This is a genomic window from Streptomyces sp. LE64, from assembly GCF_052606915.1.
In genome coordinates this window covers 5,989,973-6,006,342 of record NZ_CP199708.1, presented here as the reverse complement: position 1 = coordinate 6,006,342, position 16,370 = coordinate 5,989,973, and the positions used below count along the sequence as shown (strand labels likewise).

Sequence of the window (16,370 nt, the reverse complement as noted above, 5' to 3'; positions counted from 1 at the left end):
CCACCCTCACGCTCGTGTGCGCCGGGAGGGCGCGTGCCGAGGCTCACGCTACGCGTGTCACTTCCCGGACCCGACGCGCCTCCCGGCCGGTGGGAGCGCGGTGCCCGGAAGGTGGCTGCGCGACCGGAGCACCACCCGCCACGTGCGGGCCTTCGTTTTTCGACCCGCGTGGCGAAAGGTCTTCGCGCTCGGTACTCGTGGGCCCGCCGGCCGCCGGAGAGGGTGGGAGCCGTCCCCGGGGCCGCTGGCCCCCCGTTCGTCCGGAGGCCGCTCGTCATGTCCCCCCACCGCATCCCCCTTCCCTGCGCCCAGGTGGTGCTCCTGCCCGAAGGGGCCGGTGCGCTCTGGGTCCTGCACCTCGCCGGCCCGGTGTCCGCGCCGGAGTGGGAAGCCGTGGCCGCGAGCCGGCCCGGGGACTGCGTCGCGGTGGTCCTCGACCTGAGCGCCACGGCGGCGGGACCCGGTGCGGCCGGGGTGCCGCCCGTCGTGGCGACGGCCCTGGACCGCTTCCCCGGGCGCCTCATCGTCATCGGGGCGCGGCCGGACGGGTGGCGTCCCGCCGGCACGGTGTCGACCGCGGCGTCGGTGGCGGAGGCGGTCGACCGTTGCCGACGGCCGAGGCGCACCCACCGCCCCCCGCCCGGGTCTCCGGGCGCACCGGTGCCCCTGGAGTCCGGTGCGGTCGACGGGCCGCTCCACCACCTGGTGCGGAAGATGCGGGCGCGCACCGCGGTCGCCCAGGCGCAGGGCGTCCTCCAGGGCCGCTACGCGATCGGGGCGGCGGACGCCCTGGAACTGCTCAAGGCCGTGGCGCAGCGGCACAACCTGAAGCTGCGCCACCTGGCGTCGGCGGTCGTCGTCGTCAAGGCCCCGCCCACGCACGGTCCGTGGTTCCCCGGGCGGGGCCGACGGCCGACGCCCCCGGTCCCGCTCGGGGAACGGAGGGCGGTGGCCCTCACCAACCACACCGAGGTCCTCAGCGCCTCGCTGCGTCGGGCGGCGGAGCTCACCGGCGCCCCCACCGGCCTGGTCCGGCTGGTCGACCCGCTCACCGGCGGCCTCGTGGTGGAGGCGCACCTGGGTGACGAGTCCGCGGCCCTGGAGACGCACCGACCGCCGGGGGAGGACGGGGTGCGGGCCGCTCGGCCGGGGGTGCCCGTGACCGTACTGGACACCTCCCTTCCGGGGGCCGAGGCACCTTGGGGACGCACCCGGCACGGGGTGGCCCTGGTGGACGGGGGCGGACGGTTCCTGGGAGACCTCTCGGTGTTCCGTCCCGGGCCCCACGAGGTGCTCGCGGCCCCGGCCGCCCGGGGGCTGTGCGCACTCGGTCGCGGGACGGGGGCGTGGTTGACGTGGCACCACCGCACGATCGTGTTGGACGCCTTGGAAGGACTCCACGCGCGGGCGGTGGCCCTCACCGCCGGACCCTGAACACCCGTTCGCACCTGCTCGCCCGCCCCGGCGACGGGCCTCCCGCCGCGGACGGGCGCGCTTGCGCGCCGCCCGGGTCGTGCGCGTGCGTTCCGTATGGACGGCGTCCCGGGGGTACCCGGGACGGGACGCGCCGTTGTGCCCCGTGTGGTGCACGGCGATCGAGCGAGAAGACGAAAGGTGCCGGCGATGGCGAAGAGCGAGAAGGCCCGCGCGAAAGCGCAGCAGGTCAAGGGAAAGGTGCAGAAGGCCGCAGGGCGTGCGGTGGGCAGTGAACGCACCGCCGCGGAAGGGCGGGCGAAGGAGGCCGAAGGCGACGTCCGGGCCGCCAAGGAGAAGGCCAAGGACGCCTTCAAGCCCTGACGGCCGTCCGATGCCCTCCGCACCCGCCCGGGTCGCGTACCGGACGGGTGCGGGCGCGCCCGGGGCACGTGGCCGCTCCGGTGTCCCGAGGGACCCCGGCGCTCGGTCCGCGCGGGCCCGGGGCGCGCACCGGGAACACGACGAGGTGAATCGATTCGTCTACTCGTACCTGGAGTAATCATGATCGTTCTCGGTGTCGCCCTGCTGGTCGTGGGGCTGCTCACCCAGGTGAGCGTCCTCTGGAGCATCGGCGTCGCCCTCGTGGTGATCGGTGTCGTCCTCTGGCTCCTCGGGGCGGTGGGCCATGCAGTGGGCGGCCGACGCCACTACTGGTAGCGGGCCCGAACGGGACGGGCGACGGAAGGCTGGGCCATGACCGCCGGGTCGCACCTGGTCAGGGACGCCCACGGACGGACCCTCGACCTCGCGGCGGACCGGGCGCAAGCCCCGCAACCGGTGTTGCCCGCCGCGCGCGGGGGCTGCGGTCGCGGTGCTCGCGTCGCCCTCGGGGTCGCGGCCGTGCTGGCGGCGGGTCTCCTGCTCTCGGTGCTGCTGCTGGTGGTCCGGGACCTCGTCACCAGTTCACTGACGAGCGGTCTCGCCGGGCTCCTGGTCCGAACGGTCCTCGGGCCCCGCCGCCGCGAGCGACCCGGATGACCCGGACGGCCGGGCGAAGGCGGGCATGGTCGCCGTCGAGTACGACGAGTTCGGTGCGGGCCGGGCCGAGGACGTCCACGCCAGATTGTTCGCGGACCTCATGGTCGACCTCGGTCTGGCCCCCGCCTACGGCACCCATCTGGACGCGGCACCGGGCGACGTGTTGGCGGGTGGTGACCACGATGTCCCTGTTCGGCCTGCACCGGGCCCGGCGCGGCTCCCTCGTCGGGCACTTCGCCGCGGTGGAGGTGACCGTCTCCCCCGGCGCGGCCCGGATGGCCGACGCCCTGCGCCGGTGCGGGGCGGGGCCGCGGCCCGGCGCTTCCACGACGGGCACGTGGAAGCCGACGCGGTGCACGAGCAGTCGGTGCGCGGCGAGGTCGCCGAGGGGCTGTTGGCCGACGAACCCGAACGGGAAGCGGACCCGGTCTTGGGCGTGCACGCCACGACCTTCATGGAGGACCGGCTCGGCGCCCGGCTGCTCGGCTCCCGGCAACGGAGGCGCACCGCGCTGCGGGCCGGCTGACCGACCGGGGCGCGGTCAAGGCGGCGTCCGTCAGCGCTCCGCGGGCCGGGGATGATCCGCGGCCCGCCGCGAGTGGGGCAGTGGCCGCGGATCCGGCCCGCACCCCCTCCATCCACCACGCCGAACCGTTCGCATCCGCACATCTCGCAAAATGCCCGAATGACACATGTCCACTGACGGCATACCACACCCTCCCTCCGTCCGAGCCAAGTTCACTCTTAAGGATTAATTTCACTACCTTCTTTTTCCTCAACGCGACCCGCCGAGCGCTTGCCATATTGCGGGACACCCAAGGTGCATATGCAAGAGAGTCGATAACCACCCAGATTCCATACAAATCCAAATGAACAAGCGCTTACATTCGATCAACTCTCATCATGACCCATCAAGAGGAGCCCAACATTCAAACTTGACAAACAAACGCTTCCCATGCATCGACATTTACGTTTCCTCTCCGGCGTTTGCTCCAAGGTCAGCAAAGCGGAAGGCAGCCCTACGAAGGGAGGTACGGTCATCGGCACATCAGCCCGCGGCCCGCCCGGTACCGGAAGGCCCGGTACGGCGCCCCGCCGCCCGATCGACGAGGAGATCCACCACCGTGCGCCATTCGTTCCGCGGAGCAGCCGCGCCTTCCGTCCCCACGGTCCGCGCGGTGCACGGAGGACGCCGGGACGGCGCCGGGCCGCTACCCGGCCGACCCGAACCGAACGGCTGCCGCCGGCCCCGGTCGAGGCAGAGCTGACGGCTGGCCCGCGTAGCCCGCGCACCGTGCACGACGCCCTGCCGTCCCCGGACCCCGGTGACCGCCCGCCGCCCTCCACCCGTCGACACGACTACCAGGCGTTCCGCACGCTGGCCCGCCCCGTCTATCTCCGCTACGCCGAGGCCCGGCTGGGCCAGGAGACCGTCGCGGTCGCGGAGGAGGCGCTCACCTCGATCGCCGTGCGCTGGACCGCTCTGCTCAGCAGCCCCAACACCTTCGCCTCCGCCTGGCAGGTGCTGCGCCACACGGTCACCGGTGAGGCCGCCCGCCGCCAGTGCAAGGACTCCCCGCTCTACCGGCTGCTCCCGCCTGCCCACGCCGATGCGGTGCTCCTCTCCCGCGACCTGCGGATGACGCCCTCGAAGATCGCGCAGATCACGGGCACGTCCCCCTCGGCCGTCCGCGCGCTGATCGCCCATGCGGAGCGCTCAGGACTGCCCTACTGATCCCCTCGCGAGTCCGGCATGAGGACGACGACAGGTGACGGCCCCTGTCCCGTCGCACCAGGCAGTGTCCCCGGGCGGGAGCCCATGCAGGGGCGCCCCGGGACGCCCGGCCGCTCCGGTACCGCCACTCCGTGCGCCCGGCGCGCCCCCCGACCTCGCTGACAGGCCCCAACCCTCCTACTAGCATGGGCACTTCACATCTCACGCCCTGTTGCACGGGGAGTTCTGGGGGTCGCATGGGTCAGGGAGAGCAGTCCGGTCCTCCTCGGGTGGACACGCACACGCCGAGTGTCGCCCGCATGTACGACTGGCTGTTGGGGGGTGTCGACAACTACCGGTCCGATCGCGACGCATGCGCGGAGTTGCTGGAGATCGTGCCGGACTCGCAGGCCCTGGCGCTGAACAACCGCGCCTTCCTGCGCCGGGTGGTGCGGTTCCTCGCCGAGGAGGCCGGCATCCGACAGTTCCTCGACCACGGCTCCGGGCTGCCCACCCTGGACAACGTCCACGAGATCGCCCAGCGGGTGGATCCCGACTCCCGGGTCGTCTACATCGACAACGACCCCATCGTGTCCGCCCACGGCCGGACCCGACTGGAGCAGAACCGACAAACGGCCGTGGTCCAGGCCGACATGACCGACACCGCGGCGATCTTCGCCCACGACGAGGTGCGCCGGCTCATCCGCCCCGACGAGCCCACCGCCGCGCTCTTCGTCTCGGTCCTGCACTGTCTGAAGGACGAGCAGGTGCTCCCCATGCTCCACCGGGTGAAGCGCGAACTGGCGCCCGGCAGCATCTTCGTCATCTGTCAGCTCGTCAGCGAGCGGGCCGACATCCGCGACCGGGTCACCGGGCTGATGGCGGACGCCACCCACGGCTCCTGGGGCCGGGTGCGCGCCAAGGCCGAGGTGGCGGCCTACTTCGACGACCTCGGCGTGACGGTGCGGGAGCCCGGACTGGTCAACGTCACCACCTGGCGTGCGGACACCGAGGTCGTCCCCCGGCAGCGCACCGACGACTGGGAGGAGTGGGGCGGCATCGCCCTGCTGCCCTGACCCGGGCGGGGGAGTTCAGCGCTCCCCCGCCTCCTTCTCCCGTACCAGTCGCCGCATCAGGCGCGCGCTGTCCTCCCAGGACAGCGCCAGGCCCATGGCCCGCTCCATGCGGGCCCGGTACTTCTCCAGCCGGGTCTCGTCGGTGCAGTAGTCGGCGCCGTCGATCTTCTCCACGTAGACCACCTGGACCTGCTGCGGCCGGTCGGGCAGGACCAGATGGGTGAACGCGAGGGGGGCCGGCGCCCGGAAGCCCCCGTCGCGGGGGATGACCCGGATGGAGATCCCGTCCGTCTCCGCGAGGTCGAGGAGACGGCGCAGTTGCCCGGCCATCACGGCGTCGTCGGACACGGACCAGTGCAGCGCCCTCTCGTCCATGATCACCAGGAGTTCGGCCCCTCCCGCGTCGCAGAAGTCGGCCCACCGGTTCCGGCGTGCGAACACGTGTCGCTCCACGAGCGCCTCGTCCGCCCGCCCGTCCTCGTCGGCCAGTTCCGACAGGACCATGGCCCGGGCGTACTCAGGGGTCTGCAACAGCCCAGGGACGGCGTAGGGCTCGTAGGAGAACACGCGCACGGCCCGCTGTTCCAACCTCACCAGCCGGCGCAGGAAGCCCGGGGTGACGTCGCTGTACTCCTTCTTTCCCTGGTCCCTGCGCACCCGTCGAAGCAGTTCGTTGATCTCGGCGCGCTCGTCGGCCGGGGACCCGTACCCCTCGACCAGGTCCCACACATCGCGTTCGGAGACGGCGCTCTCGGCCCGCTCCATCCTGCTGACCTTCGACGCGGAGCCCCGGATGAAGGCGGCGGCCGCCTCCAGCGTGAGACGCCGTTCCTCCCGCATCCGCCGCAACTGGGCGCCCAGCAGCAGGGCCGGCGGATCGTCCCGCCGGCCCCGGTGCAGCGAGAGGACACGAGCTGTCGAAGGCGAACGATCGTACGGTTCGGCGGGCATGGGACTCCTCGACGTCACGAGCCATCGACACACAGTATTCCAGCGCCCGAGTCCACACGTCCGCCGAACTAACCTTCTCTCGGATGCAGTTCAGGACACCAATCCGTCGAACTCGCCCCGCTTCACCCCGGCGAGGAAGGCACGGGCCTCGGCGGCGGTGTAGATCAGCGCCGGGCCCGAGGCGTCACGGGAGTTGCGCACCGCGATCCCGCCACCCGGTAGGGACGCGACCTCCACGCAGTTGCCGATGCCCTGGCTGTCGCTGCTCTTGACCCAGGTGACGCCCTCGATCTCGGTCGCGTCGACACCGTTGACGAACTCCATGCGGTCCCCTCCCGGAAGGTGCCCGCCCTCCTCCGGCCCTTTTCCACGGCACCGGAATGTGCACGAGCACGTGATGGCGAATCCCATCTGCAAGCAATGGAATTCCTCAGATGCAAGGATTCTAGTGGCGTCCCTTCATCGATCAGATCACCCGGAAGGGTGTTCATCGGAGTGTTTTCGGCCTCCCTGCTCACACACGTCACCCGAGCAACTGCAGGCCCGTGCGTTCGCTCCCGGACCCGGACCACGGCATGCGGGACGCCTGCGTTTCTGCGACGTTGTTCCCGTCCGCAACGCAGTCGGGCCCGGGGGCCCGTCCCAGAGGAGGCGCGTTCGCCATGTCCGACGACGCATTTCTCACCCGTGTGCGGGAGCGGGGTGAGTACACCAGCCACGAGGAGGCCGCGGTGGTCAGCCACGCCGTGCTCGCCGTGCTCGCGCAGCACCTCGGACGCGAAGGGGCCGAACGGATCGTCTCGTGGCTCCCCGACCGGCTGGCCAAGACGGTGAGCGCGTCCGGCGCGGCGAAGGCCGAGGGGCTGGGGGCGGAGGAGTTCTGCGGCCGGGTGGCCGGGCACACCGGGGTCCGGCCGCGCACCCCCCAGTGGGACATCCACGCCGTCCTGTCCACGGTCGCCGGGGCCCTCTCCCCCGCCGAGCGGGCGGTCTTCCGCAGTCGGCTCCCGCACGGGCTGATGCCGCTGCTCGACCCGGAGCCACCGGGGTGAGCGACGGGCTCCGGGGGCCGGCCCCACGACGTGCCGCCCCCGCACCACGCCCCGCGGGCGTCAGAGCGCGAGGGTGAGGGCGTAGACGAGGAAGAACGCGGCGAAGACCAGCGCCACGATCAGGATCAGCGTCAGGGGGAGGGCAGCCCATCCCCGTTCGGTGTCCTCCCGGGGCCCGGTGGCCGGGCCGGTGCCGGACTCGGCGGGCGGGGTCTCCCCCGGCGGCACTCCCCCTCGGGGATCGGGTCGCGCACCCGGGACGGGCTCGCCGGGATTCCTGCCGTTCGCATCGTTCATGCCGTTCATGCCGTCCGAGTACCCCGCATCGTCCGGGCGAAAGGACCCTGCCCGGCATCCGCACCCGGGGCGGGAACGGGCACCCTCGGTACTCGACGGTCCACGGACGGCGACGCCCCGGGCCGCGGCACTGGCCCGCCGCGGCCCGGGTACCCGTCCGGTCGGGGCCGCCCCGCCGTCCCCGGACCGGGTACGGCGGCAGCACCCGTCCGGCGGCCCCGTCACGGAGAGGAGTGAGGAGACGTGAGGATCGCCTTCCTGGTCGCCCCCGAGGGCGTCGAGCAGGTCGAGTTGACGGAGCCCTGGCAGGCCGTGATCGACGCGGGGGACGTCCCGTCGCTGATCTCGACCGCACCGGGCCGGGTCCAGGCGTTCCACCACCTCGACCGGGGCGACACCTTCCCCGTCGACCAGGTGGTGGACGGGGCCGACCCGACGGAGTTCGGGGCGCTGGTCCTGCCCGGCGGGGTGGCCAACCCGGACGCCTTGCGCACGGACGACACCGCGGTCGCGTTCGTGCGCTCGTTCTTCGATTCGGGCAAGCCGGTGGCGGCCATCTGCCACGCGCCGTGGACCCTCATCGAGGCCGGCGTGATCACCGGACGCACCCTGACCTCCTGGCCCAGCCTGCGCACCGACGTCCGCAACGCCGGCGGCACCTGGATCGACGAGCCCGTCCACGTGAGCCGCACCGGCCCGAACACCCTGGTCACCAGCCGCAAGCCCGACGACCTCCCGGAGTTCACCCGCGCCTTCACCGAGGAGTTCGCACGGGCGGGCACGGTGTGAGACGCCCGGCACCGGGCACCGGGCTCGGGCCGAGCGGGTCGGGCTGGTCATCAGCAACCCGCCGTACGTTCCCGCCCCGTGCGAGGTGACCGCGTCCCACGGAGCGGCCCGGGCCTGGGACGCGGGGACGCACGGGCGGAGCCTGCTGGACCGGATCTGTGCCGACGCGCCGCGCCTCCTGTCCCCGGCCGGGCTGTTGCTGGTGGTGCACTCCGGGCTCTGTGGAACGGACGAGACGCTGCGGGCCGCCGGTCTGCACGCAGGCGTCAGCGAACGGGCCCGGGTGCCCTTCGGTCCGGTGTCGCGCCGTCGACGGGACTGGCTGTGCGCCCGCGGTCTGCTGGAGCCCGCCGCGGTGCACGAGGAGTTGGTGGTCGTCCGGGCCCGGCGTCCCTGAGCGGGCACCCAGGCCCGGTACGCACGCACCCGCTGCGGGTGCGGAGGAGCGGTCGGCCCTCACGCCCGGGTGCGGCGGGCAACTCCCCTGGCGCTACCGACCAGTAAGGTCCGACGGGCCGTCCGCGTACCCATCGCCCGCCTCCCTCCGTCCGGGGGTGCCGTCGCGACGTCCCCGTCACGCGAGGCTAGCCCAGGACCCCGGCGTCCGGAAGGGCTTCCGGAGCGCACGCCACCACCTCGGCGGGAGCATCCGCGAGGGCGGTCGAGACCTTGCGTTGGATACGAAGAGGTCTCAAAGTTTCGAAACATCGTTGACTCCTCGAATGTGAAACGGTTACACATGTGGTCATTCCGCAAAGAGCCGAGCTCCTCGCGGACTGACACAAAGGAGTGGCCATCGTGGAAGTGGCATGCGAGCGCGGCGACGCAGTCGATGCGCGCAGGAGCCCGGGGCGGATCGTGCGGGGTGACGCACGGCCGTGGACGGCGGGGCGGGGCGGGGCGGAACGATGACCAAGTTCGTTCTCGGAAGAATCGTTTCTGCGCTGCCCACGCTGTTCCTGGTGTCGCTCCTGGTGTTCATGCTGGTCCGGCTGACGGGCACCGACCCCGTCGCCCAGATCCTGGGCGAGGGAGCCGGACAGGACCAACGGGACGAGCTCTCGCGCCAGCTGGGTCTTCAGGAGCCCCTCTGGCAACAGTTCACCGACTGGCTCGCCGCCGCCCTCCAGGGCGACCTGGGAGCCTCGCTGTACACCGGGGTCCCGGTGGCCGAGTCCATCTCGCAGCGCCTCGGCATCACCCTCTCGCTCTCCCTGGCCGGCATGGCGGTGGCCCTGCTCGCCGGCATCCCGCTCGGACTGCTGGGCGCCCTGCGTCCCGGTTCGGTCCCCGACCGGCTGCTGACCGTGCTCGTCGCCCTGGGCCTGGCCCTGCCGAGCTTCTGGGTGGCGCTGCTGCTGGCGCTGACCTTCGCGGTCGAATTGGAGTGGCTGCCCGCGGTCGGATACACCCCGCTCGGCGAGGATCCCGGGATGTGGGTGCAGAGCCTGGTGCTACCGGCGCTGGCGCTCGGACTGAGCACCGCCTCCGTGGTGGCCCGGCAGACCCGTAGCGCCACCATCGAGGCGCTGGAGTCGCCCTACGTCCAGTCGCTGCGCGCCCGCGGGGTGAGCCGGCGGCGCATCGTCCTCAAGTACGCCACCAAGAACGCCATGGTCCCGGTGCTCGCGGTGCTCGCGGTGCAGATGTCCGTCCTGGTCGCGGCGAGCTTCGTGATCGAGCGCATCTTCGCCATCCCCGGCCTGGGGACCCTGCTCATCGACAGCGTGGTCCGCGCCGACTACCCGGTCCTCCAGGGCTCGATCGTCGTCGTCGCCCTGATCGTGCTGGGCGTCAACCTCGCCGTGGACATCCTCTACGGCATCGTCAACCCGAAGGTGAGGCCGCAGTGACCGCCGCAACCATCGGCGAGAAGCCCCCGGGCACCGAGGGTGCCGCACCGGGTCGGGCGCGCCGCAAGCAGGCCGGCGTCCTCAGCCGGACCGTCCGACAGCCGATCGCCGTCATCTGTCTCGCGCTGTTGCTGATCCAGGTGCTGGTGGCCCTGACCGCCGGTTTCGTCGCCCCGCACGACCCCATCCAGCCCGATGTCTCCAACCGATTCCAGGGCCCGAGCGCCGAGCACCTCCTCGGCACCGACGACCTGGGGCGCGACATCCTCTCCCGGCTGATCTACGGCACCCGCACGGCCCTGATCGCCGCCTTCCAGAGCGTCGGCATCGGTGTGGTCCTCGGCGTCGGCCTCGGCCTGCTCGTCGGCTACCTCGGCGGCTGGTGGGACCGGATCGGGATGCGCATCGCGGACGTCATGCAGGCCATCCCGGCGCTGCTGATGGCCCTGGCGCTGGTCGCGATCATCGGCAACGGCCTGGTCAAGGCCATGTTCGCGGTGGGCCTGGTGTTCGCGGTGAGCTTCATGCGGATCACCCGGGCCGTGGTGCTCGCCGAACGCGAGCGGCTCTACGTGGACGCCGCCCGGGTCTCGGGGCTGCGCACGCCGGCGATCATGCTGCGGCAGATCCTGCCCAACATCGCCGCCCCGGTGATCGTCCAGGCGTCGATCGCCCTGGGCACCGCCCTGTTGATCGAGGCGATGCTGAGCTTCCTCGGCGTCGGCATCGACACCACCCAGGTGAGCTGGGGCGGCATGCTGGACGCCTCCCGCGCCCACTTCGCCGACGAGCCGATGCTCGCGGTGTACCCGGGTGTGGCGATCACCCTGAGCGTGCTGATGTACAACCTGCTGGGCGACTGCCTGCGGGACGCCACGGCCCGGCGCACGCCCTTCACCCGCAAGCACCGCAAGGCTTTCGCCGCGCTCAAGGCGACCCGGGCGGCCCAGGCCGCCGAGGGGAAGGCGACCGCTCCGCTCACCGCGGTGAAGGCGGTCGGCGCGGAAGCTCCGCTGCTGCGGATCGAGGGGCTGACCGTCACCGCCATCCAGACCCCCGGCGGTCCCGCGGACCTGGTCTCCGAGGTCAGCTTCGACATCGCCCGCGGCGAGGCGTTCGGCCTGGTCGGCGAGTCCGGCTCGGGCAAGTCGATCACCGCGTCCACGCTCCTCGGCCTGCTGCCGCGGGGGGTGGAGGTCTCCGCCGGCTCGGTGACCCTGGACGGCACCGAACTGGTCGGGCTGAGCGAGCGGGAGTGGGGGGCGATCCGCGGCAAGCGGATCGGCATGGTGTTCCAGGACCCCATGTCCGCGCTCTCCCCCGTGCACACCATCGGGGACCAGCTCGTGGACGGCATCCGCGCCCACAGCGACATGTCGCGCGGCCAGGCCAGGGAACGGGCGGCCGAACTGCTCTCGCTGGTCGGCGTGCCCGACCCGCAGCGCCGACTGGCCGACTACCCGCACCAGTTCTCCGGCGGCATGGCCCAGCGCGTGGTGATCGCCGCGGCGCTGGCCAGCGAGCCCGAACTGCTGGTGGCGGACGAGCCGACGACCGCGCTGGACGTCACCATCCAGGCGCAGGTGCTGGAGCTCCTGTCCGACCTGCGGGAGCGGCTGAACATGTCGCTGCTGATCATCACCCACGACCTGGGCGTGGTCGCCGACGTCTGCGACCGGGTGGGCGTGATGTACGCCGGCCAGGTGGTGGAGGTCCGCGACGTGCGCGGGGCGCTGGGCAAGCCCAAGCATCCCTACACGGAAGCCCTGCTGAACGCGATGCCGCAGGGCAGCGTGGGGGGCGCCGAGCTGGCGACGATCCCGGGCCGGGTTCCGGCGGCCTGGGAGTGGCCGCAGGGCTGTCGCTTCAACCCGCGCTGCGAGTACGCGACCGCCGCCTGCACTTCGGGGCCGGTGCCGATCACTGACGGGGTCCGTTGCGTGCGGGCCGGGGAACTGCGTCTGGTGGGAACGAAATGAGCGCCAACGAACCACTGCTGTCCGTGGACAACCTCAGCGTCCGGTACGGCCTGGGGCGGGGCATGACGGGCCGACGGCGCTCGTTCACCGCGGTGCGCGACGTCAGCTTCACCATCGGCAGCGGACGCACGCTGGGACTGGTGGGCGAGTCCGGCTCGGGCAAGAGCACCATCGGCCGGGCGATCCTGCGGCTGGCGCCCGTCTCCGAGGGCACGGTCGTCTTCGACGGCCAGGACATCTCGGGGTTCGGCCGGCAGACCCCGCTGTCGTACCGCAAGGACGTGCAGGTCGTCTTCCAGGACCCGCTGTCGTCCCTGAACCCCCGGCAGACGGTCGCGACCATCATCGGTCAGACCATCGCCCGGCACCGCCCCCTGTCCCGGGCCGCCCTGGACAAGGAGGTCGCCCGGGCGCTGGACGACGTGGGACTCTCCGCGTTCCACGGCGACCGGATGGCGAGCGAGTTGTCCGGCGGACAGCGCCAGCGGGTGGCGATCGCCCGGGCCCTGTCCGTGCGGCCGAAGCTCATCGTGTGCGACGAGCCGGTCAGCGCGCTGGACGTGAGCACCCAGAGCCAGGTCATCAACCTGCTGATGGAGCTCCAGCGCGAGTACGGCATCAGCTACCTCTTCATCGCCCACGACCTCGACGTGGTCCGCCACGTCAGCCACGACATCGCAGTCCTGTACCTGGGGCGGATGGCGGAGAGCGGTCCGGCGGAGGCGGTGCACGGCGATCCCGGGCACCCCTACACCCACATGTTGATGGCCTCCTCGCTGGTCACCGACCCGGACGAGCAGGCCGAGCGGTCGCGGCTGCGCCGCGAGTTGACCGGTGGCAAGGCGGAACCGCCGAGCCCCCTGGACGACAAGCCGGGCTGCCCTTACCAGAACCGCTGCCGCTGGGCCACGGACCTCTGCCGCACCGAGACCCCACGGCCGGTCTCCCTCCCCCTGCCGCAGGTTCCCGCCGCCGGCTCCGGGGAGCGACTGGTGGCCTGCCACCACGCCGAAGAGGTCCGCGGATCGCGGACCGCTGCCTGACCCCCTCTCCCCCCGCACCTCCTGCGCGGCGGGCCGCTCCCCGCCGCGCAGCTCACCCACCTAGGGCCCTCGGACCCTCGAAAATCGGAGAGCACCATGAGCAAGACCACGCCCGTCTCCTCCACGGGGCGGTCATCACGCCGCAGGAGCCGTCAGGTCTACCCCGCCGTCGGGGTCGCCCTCGCCATCGCCGTCGTCTCCGCCTGCGGTTCGGGCGACAGCAGCAGCAGCGGTGGCGGCGCGAAGGGCACCGGCGGCAAGGGCATGGCCCGCTTCGGCGTGGCCGTCCCGCTCAACGACTGGGAGACCATCGACCGCGCGAACAGCACCTACACCGCCCTCGTCTACGAGGGACTGGTGGGGCTCGCGAAGGACGGCGTCACCATCGAGCCGAAGCTCGCCACGTCCTGGAAGGAGACGGCGAAGGAGATCACCTTCCAGTTGGAGAAGGGCGTCGTGTTCCAGGACGGCACCCCCTTCGACGCCGCCGCGGCGGTGAAGAACCTCGAACGCATGAAGGCCAGCAAGGGCCAGTGGACCTCGGTGATGGCCCCGGTCACCGCCATCGAGGCGGTGGGCACCGACCAGGTCAGGATCAGCCTCAAGTCCCCGGCGCCCAACCTGGTGCCCAACCTGGCCCGGAGCCAGGGCTACATGATCTCGCCGAAGGCGCTGGACGCCGGCGACTGGGCGAAGAAGCCCTCCGGCACCGGGCCGTTCGTGTACGACGCGGGGGCCTCCGTCGCCGGTTCCAAGGTGGTGGCGAAGGCGTTCGACAAGTACCGCAACGCCAAGGACCTCAAGGTGGGCGGGATCGAGGTGCACTTCATCAACGACCCCGACTCGCTGATGAACGGACTGCGCAGCGGTCAGCTGGACATCGCCTACACCACGGCGCCCTACGTCGAGCGGGCCAAGCAGAACGACCTGTCCCTGCTGACGTACAAGCAGTCCATCTTCCACCTGCTGATGTACGACACGGAGGGCGTGTTCGCCGAGCCGAAGGTGCGGCAGGCCATCTGCACCGCGATGGACCCGCAGGAGATCGTGGACGCCCAGTTCAACGGCATGTCCAAGGTCCACCAGCAGCGCATGAGCGAGGGTCAGCAGGGCTACAACCCCTCGGTCAAGGGCTACCCGCACGACGTCGAGGCGGCGAAGAAGCTGATGGCCGAGGCGGGCAACCCCAAGGTCAGCTTCACCCTGCCGACCTACGACATCCAGCGCACCGTGGCCGAGCTGTTCCGCGACCAGATGAAGCAGATCGGCGTGGACGTCAAGCTCGACATGATGACGTGGGGCCAGTACTACACGGTCTACAACAACGGCAAGTACCCGGCCGCCATCATGGCGGACTTCGGTGACGCCAGCGTCTACGACTACTACCTGTACAAGTTCGGTCCCAGCGGCGCGGGCAACCCCAAGAAGAACGCGTACCCCGAGCTGGACAGCGCCGTGGAGCGCGCCCTCGCGGCGCCCGACGCGAAGGCCGCGGACAAGGCGTGGCAGGACATGACGAAGACCATCAACGACCAGGCGCTCGACTGCGGTTTCCACGAGGCGCAGTCGTTCTGGGCCTACAACGGCAAGACCGTGGACAACGTGCAGGGCACCCCGACGCTCCCGTCCGTGATCCGGTACTGGGAGCTCGAATCCAAGCGGTAGTCCCCGCCCGTTCCGTCCCACCCCGCTCTTCACCCACAGGAGTTGACACGATGCCGTCGAGCATCCTCATCAAGAACGCGACCGTCGTCACGATGGACCCGCAGATCGGCACCCTGGAGAACGCGGACGTGCTGGTCCGCGACAACCGGATCGAGGCCATCGGCACCGGGCTGGCGGGCCCGGCGGACAAGACCATCGACGCCACCGGGAAGATCGTCATCCCGGGCATGGTGGACACCCACATCCACATGTGGCAGCAGCCGCTGCGCGGCATCGCCTCGGAGCTGTGGACCCACGACATCTACAAGAACGTGGTCTCGCGCGCCCGGGAGGACTTCAGCCCGAAGGACTACGAGACCGCGGTGTACGCCTGCGGCGTCGAGATGATCGACCGGGGCATCACCGGCGCGGTCGACTTCGCGCACGGGCTGCTCACCCGGGAGCACGCCGAGTCGGTGTTCGCCGCGCACCACCGCACCGGACAGCGGGTGCTCATGGGGTACGGACTCACCCTCGGCTACGCGCTGGACGGCCAGCGCTACCCCGAGCGCGACCTCGACGAGAAGTTCGAGCACATCGCGGAGTTGAGCAAGACCGTGGTGACCGGCGAGGACGCCCTGGTCCAGCTCGGGGTCGGCCTCTCGGAGATCGAGGTCGTCGGCATGGAGCGCTTCAAGCGCGAGGTCGAGTTCGCCCGTTCGCTGGGGCTGCGCTCCACGCTGCACCAGAACGCCCCGCACCAGCTGCGCGACATGCGGGACGAGGGGCTGCTGGGCAGCGACCTCATCCCGGTGCACGTGAACGCCGCCTCGGACGAGGAACTCGCCATGGTCGCCGAGGCGGACATCGCGATCTCGGTGACGCCCGAGGTCGAGGTGTCGGTGGGGCGCTCGCTGACCGTCCTGAACCGGGCGATCAAGCAGGGCGTCAAGCTCTGCATCGGCACCGACACCCCCGCCCGGGTGCCGCTGGACCTGTTCTCGCAGCTGCGGATCAGCAACACCCTGATGCAGGCCCAGGACGCCCTCCAGGCGCGGGACGGCGGCCGGCTGCCGCTCAACCCGCGGGAGAACCTGGCGACCCTCAAGCCGGGCGAGCTGCTGGCCACCACGACGGTGAACCCGGCGTACGCCTTCGGCCTCGGGGACAGCCTGGGCACGCTCGCGCCGGGCAAGCTGGCGGACCTGGTCGTCATGAACAGCGGTCGCTTCAGCCCGCTGGTCGGGGACCCGGCGGCCTACGCGGTGATCTTCGGTACCTCCGCCGACGTCGAGACGGTCCTGGTGAACGGGGTCGTCCGCAAGGAGGAGGGGCGCCTGGTGGGCGTCGACGAGGAGGCGCTGATGGAGTCGCTGGTCGAGCTCAAGTCCCGGGTCACCGGCTGACGGTGAGGGACTGACCGCGTCGGACGGCCGACGGCTCTTGGGGGGCCGTCGGCCGTTCGGCGCGCCCGGACCGAGCGGCCGCACACAACGGGAGCGGGCCGGTCACCAGGTG

Annotated in this window: 17 protein-coding genes and 1 pseudogene; 15 read left to right on the top strand and 3 right to left on the bottom strand. The window is 71.6% G+C overall.

The genetic code is table 11. From position 1 onward, the window contains the following. Positions 1-276: 276 nt before the first annotated feature. From ACSMX9_RS26895 to ACSMX9_RS26865, 7 genes and pseudogenes are all read left to right on the top strand, one after another. The gene (locus tag ACSMX9_RS26895; protein ID WP_445397765.1) at positions 277-1,434 is read left to right on the top strand and encodes an ANTAR domain-containing protein; all 1,158 of its coding nucleotides are present in this window, start codon (positions 277-279) and stop codon (positions 1,432-1,434) included. 189 nt (positions 1,435-1,623) lie between these two features. After that, complete coding sequence (locus tag ACSMX9_RS26890) at positions 1,624-1,797, top strand: CsbD family protein (RefSeq protein WP_445397763.1); 174 nt, start codon at positions 1,624-1,626, stop codon at positions 1,795-1,797. A gap of 153 nt (positions 1,798-1,950) precedes the next feature. After that, entirely contained in the window at positions 1,951-2,133 is a 183-nt protein-coding gene (locus ACSMX9_RS26885) for a DUF6131 family protein (RefSeq protein ID WP_351245118.1), read from the top strand. A 36-nt stretch (positions 2,134-2,169) separates the two neighbouring features. After that, positions 2,170-2,454 carry a hypothetical protein gene (locus tag ACSMX9_RS26880; RefSeq protein WP_445397761.1) on the top strand — a complete coding sequence of 95 codons (285 nt, stop codon included), beginning with the start codon at positions 2,170-2,172 and terminating at the stop codon, positions 2,452-2,454. A 7-nt stretch (positions 2,455-2,461) separates the two neighbouring features. Then, positions 2,462-2,980: pseudogene (locus ACSMX9_RS26875) on the top strand (iron-containing redox enzyme family protein); the annotation flags it as partial. Positions 2,981-3,748: 768 nt separating this feature from the next. Further along, positions 3,749-4,189 carry a hypothetical protein gene (locus ACSMX9_RS26870; protein WP_445397759.1) on the top strand — a complete coding sequence of 147 codons (441 nt, stop codon included), beginning with the start codon at positions 3,749-3,751 and terminating at the stop codon, positions 4,187-4,189. Positions 4,190-4,425: 236 nt separating this feature from the next. Beyond that, entirely contained in the window at positions 4,426-5,244 is an 819-nt protein-coding gene (locus ACSMX9_RS26865) for an SAM-dependent methyltransferase (RefSeq protein ID WP_445397757.1), read from the top strand. Positions 5,245-5,259: 15 nt separating this feature from the next. Here the strand turns inward: ACSMX9_RS26865 and ACSMX9_RS26860 are convergent, their stop codons facing one another. Together ACSMX9_RS26860 and ACSMX9_RS26855 are read right to left on the bottom strand one after the other, a co-directional pair. Next, positions 5,260-6,195 carry a DUF5753 domain-containing protein gene (locus ACSMX9_RS26860; protein WP_445397755.1) on the bottom strand — a complete coding sequence of 312 codons (936 nt, stop codon included), beginning with the start codon at positions 6,193-6,195 and terminating at the stop codon, positions 5,260-5,262. 90 nt (positions 6,196-6,285) lie between these two features. Beyond that, entirely contained in the window at positions 6,286-6,519 is a 234-nt protein-coding gene (locus ACSMX9_RS26855) for a DUF397 domain-containing protein (RefSeq protein WP_351244978.1), read from the bottom strand. Between the two features lie 338 nt (positions 6,520-6,857). Here ACSMX9_RS26855 and ACSMX9_RS26850 point away from each other — a divergent pair, with 338 nt between their 5' ends. Continuing rightward, complete coding sequence (locus ACSMX9_RS26850; RefSeq protein WP_445397753.1) at positions 6,858-7,247, top strand: DUF2267 domain-containing protein; 390 nt, start codon at positions 6,858-6,860, stop codon at positions 7,245-7,247. A 60-nt stretch (positions 7,248-7,307) separates the two neighbouring features. Here ACSMX9_RS26850 and ACSMX9_RS26845 read toward each other — a convergent pair whose 3' ends face one another. Beyond that, complete coding sequence (locus tag ACSMX9_RS26845) at positions 7,308-7,544, bottom strand: DUF6480 family protein (RefSeq protein ID WP_351244974.1); 237 nt, start codon at positions 7,542-7,544, stop codon at positions 7,308-7,310. A 243-nt stretch (positions 7,545-7,787) separates the two neighbouring features. Here ACSMX9_RS26845 and ACSMX9_RS26840 point away from each other — a divergent pair, with 243 nt between their 5' ends. The 7 genes from ACSMX9_RS26840 to ACSMX9_RS26810 all read left to right on the top strand — a co-directional run bounded on the left by ACSMX9_RS26840 (position 7,788) and on the right by ACSMX9_RS26810 (position 16,258). After that, a complete protein-coding gene (locus tag ACSMX9_RS26840) occupies positions 7,788-8,333 on the top strand; it encodes a type 1 glutamine amidotransferase domain-containing protein (protein ID WP_445397751.1) in 546 nt (181 codons plus the stop codon). An 85-nt stretch (positions 8,334-8,418) separates the two neighbouring features. Then, on the top strand, positions 8,419-8,730 hold the full coding sequence (locus tag ACSMX9_RS26835; RefSeq protein ID WP_445397749.1) for a hypothetical protein: 312 nt from the start codon (positions 8,419-8,421) through the stop codon (positions 8,728-8,730). Between the two features lie 511 nt (positions 8,731-9,241). Then, entirely contained in the window at positions 9,242-10,186 is a 945-nt protein-coding gene (locus ACSMX9_RS26830; protein WP_351244968.1) for an ABC transporter permease, read from the top strand. After that, on the top strand, positions 10,183-12,165 hold the full coding sequence (locus tag ACSMX9_RS26825; RefSeq protein WP_445397747.1) for a dipeptide/oligopeptide/nickel ABC transporter permease/ATP-binding protein: 1,983 nt from the start codon (positions 10,183-10,185) through the stop codon (positions 12,163-12,165). The genes ACSMX9_RS26830 and ACSMX9_RS26825 overlap by 4 nt, the downstream gene beginning before the upstream one ends. Then, positions 12,162-13,208, top strand: a complete 1,047-nt coding sequence (locus ACSMX9_RS26820; protein WP_351244964.1) for an ABC transporter ATP-binding protein — start codon at positions 12,162-12,164, stop codon at positions 13,206-13,208. The genes ACSMX9_RS26825 and ACSMX9_RS26820 overlap by 4 nt, the downstream gene beginning before the upstream one ends. Positions 13,209-13,304: 96 nt before the next feature. After that, positions 13,305-14,873, top strand: coding sequence for an ABC transporter substrate-binding protein (locus tag ACSMX9_RS26815; protein ID WP_445397745.1), 1,569 nt, complete (start codon positions 13,305-13,307; stop codon positions 14,871-14,873). Between the two features lie 50 nt (positions 14,874-14,923). After that, positions 14,924-16,258 (top strand): amidohydrolase family protein, encoded by a 1,335-nt coding sequence (locus ACSMX9_RS26810; RefSeq protein ID WP_366116747.1) that lies wholly within the window; start codon positions 14,924-14,926, stop codon positions 16,256-16,258. Positions 16,259-16,370: the final 112 nt, after the last annotated feature.

Bases quoted from the DNA above. Each gene is read 5' to 3' on its own strand.
- ACSMX9_RS26860 (WP_445397755.1), bottom strand. From the start codon at position 6,195: ATGCCCGCCGAACCGTACGATCGTTCGCCTTCGACAGCTCGTGTCCTC.
- ACSMX9_RS26865 (WP_445397757.1), top strand. From the start codon at position 4,426: ATGGGTCAGGGAGAGCAGTCCGGTCCTCCTCGGGTGGACACGCACACG.
- ACSMX9_RS26880 (WP_445397761.1), top strand. From the start codon at position 2,170: ATGACCGCCGGGTCGCACCTGGTCAGGGACGCCCACGGACGGACCCTC.
- ACSMX9_RS26845 (WP_351244974.1), bottom strand. From the start codon at position 7,544: ATGAACGATGCGAACGGCAGGAATCCCGGCGAGCCCGTCCCGGGTGCG.
- ACSMX9_RS26895 (WP_445397765.1), top strand. From the start codon at position 277: ATGTCCCCCCACCGCATCCCCCTTCCCTGCGCCCAGGTGGTGCTCCTG.
- ACSMX9_RS26855 (WP_351244978.1), bottom strand. From the start codon at position 6,519: ATGGAGTTCGTCAACGGTGTCGACGCGACCGAGATCGAGGGCGTCACC.
- ACSMX9_RS26830 (WP_351244968.1), top strand. From the start codon at position 9,242: ATGACCAAGTTCGTTCTCGGAAGAATCGTTTCTGCGCTGCCCACGCTG.
- ACSMX9_RS26810 (WP_366116747.1), top strand. From the start codon at position 14,924: ATGCCGTCGAGCATCCTCATCAAGAACGCGACCGTCGTCACGATGGAC.
- ACSMX9_RS26820 (WP_351244964.1), top strand. From the start codon at position 12,162: ATGAGCGCCAACGAACCACTGCTGTCCGTGGACAACCTCAGCGTCCGG.
- ACSMX9_RS26815 (WP_445397745.1), top strand. From the start codon at position 13,305: ATGAGCAAGACCACGCCCGTCTCCTCCACGGGGCGGTCATCACGCCGC.
- ACSMX9_RS26850 (WP_445397753.1), top strand. From the start codon at position 6,858: ATGTCCGACGACGCATTTCTCACCCGTGTGCGGGAGCGGGGTGAGTAC.
- ACSMX9_RS26890 (WP_445397763.1), top strand. From the start codon at position 1,624: ATGGCGAAGAGCGAGAAGGCCCGCGCGAAAGCGCAGCAGGTCAAGGGA.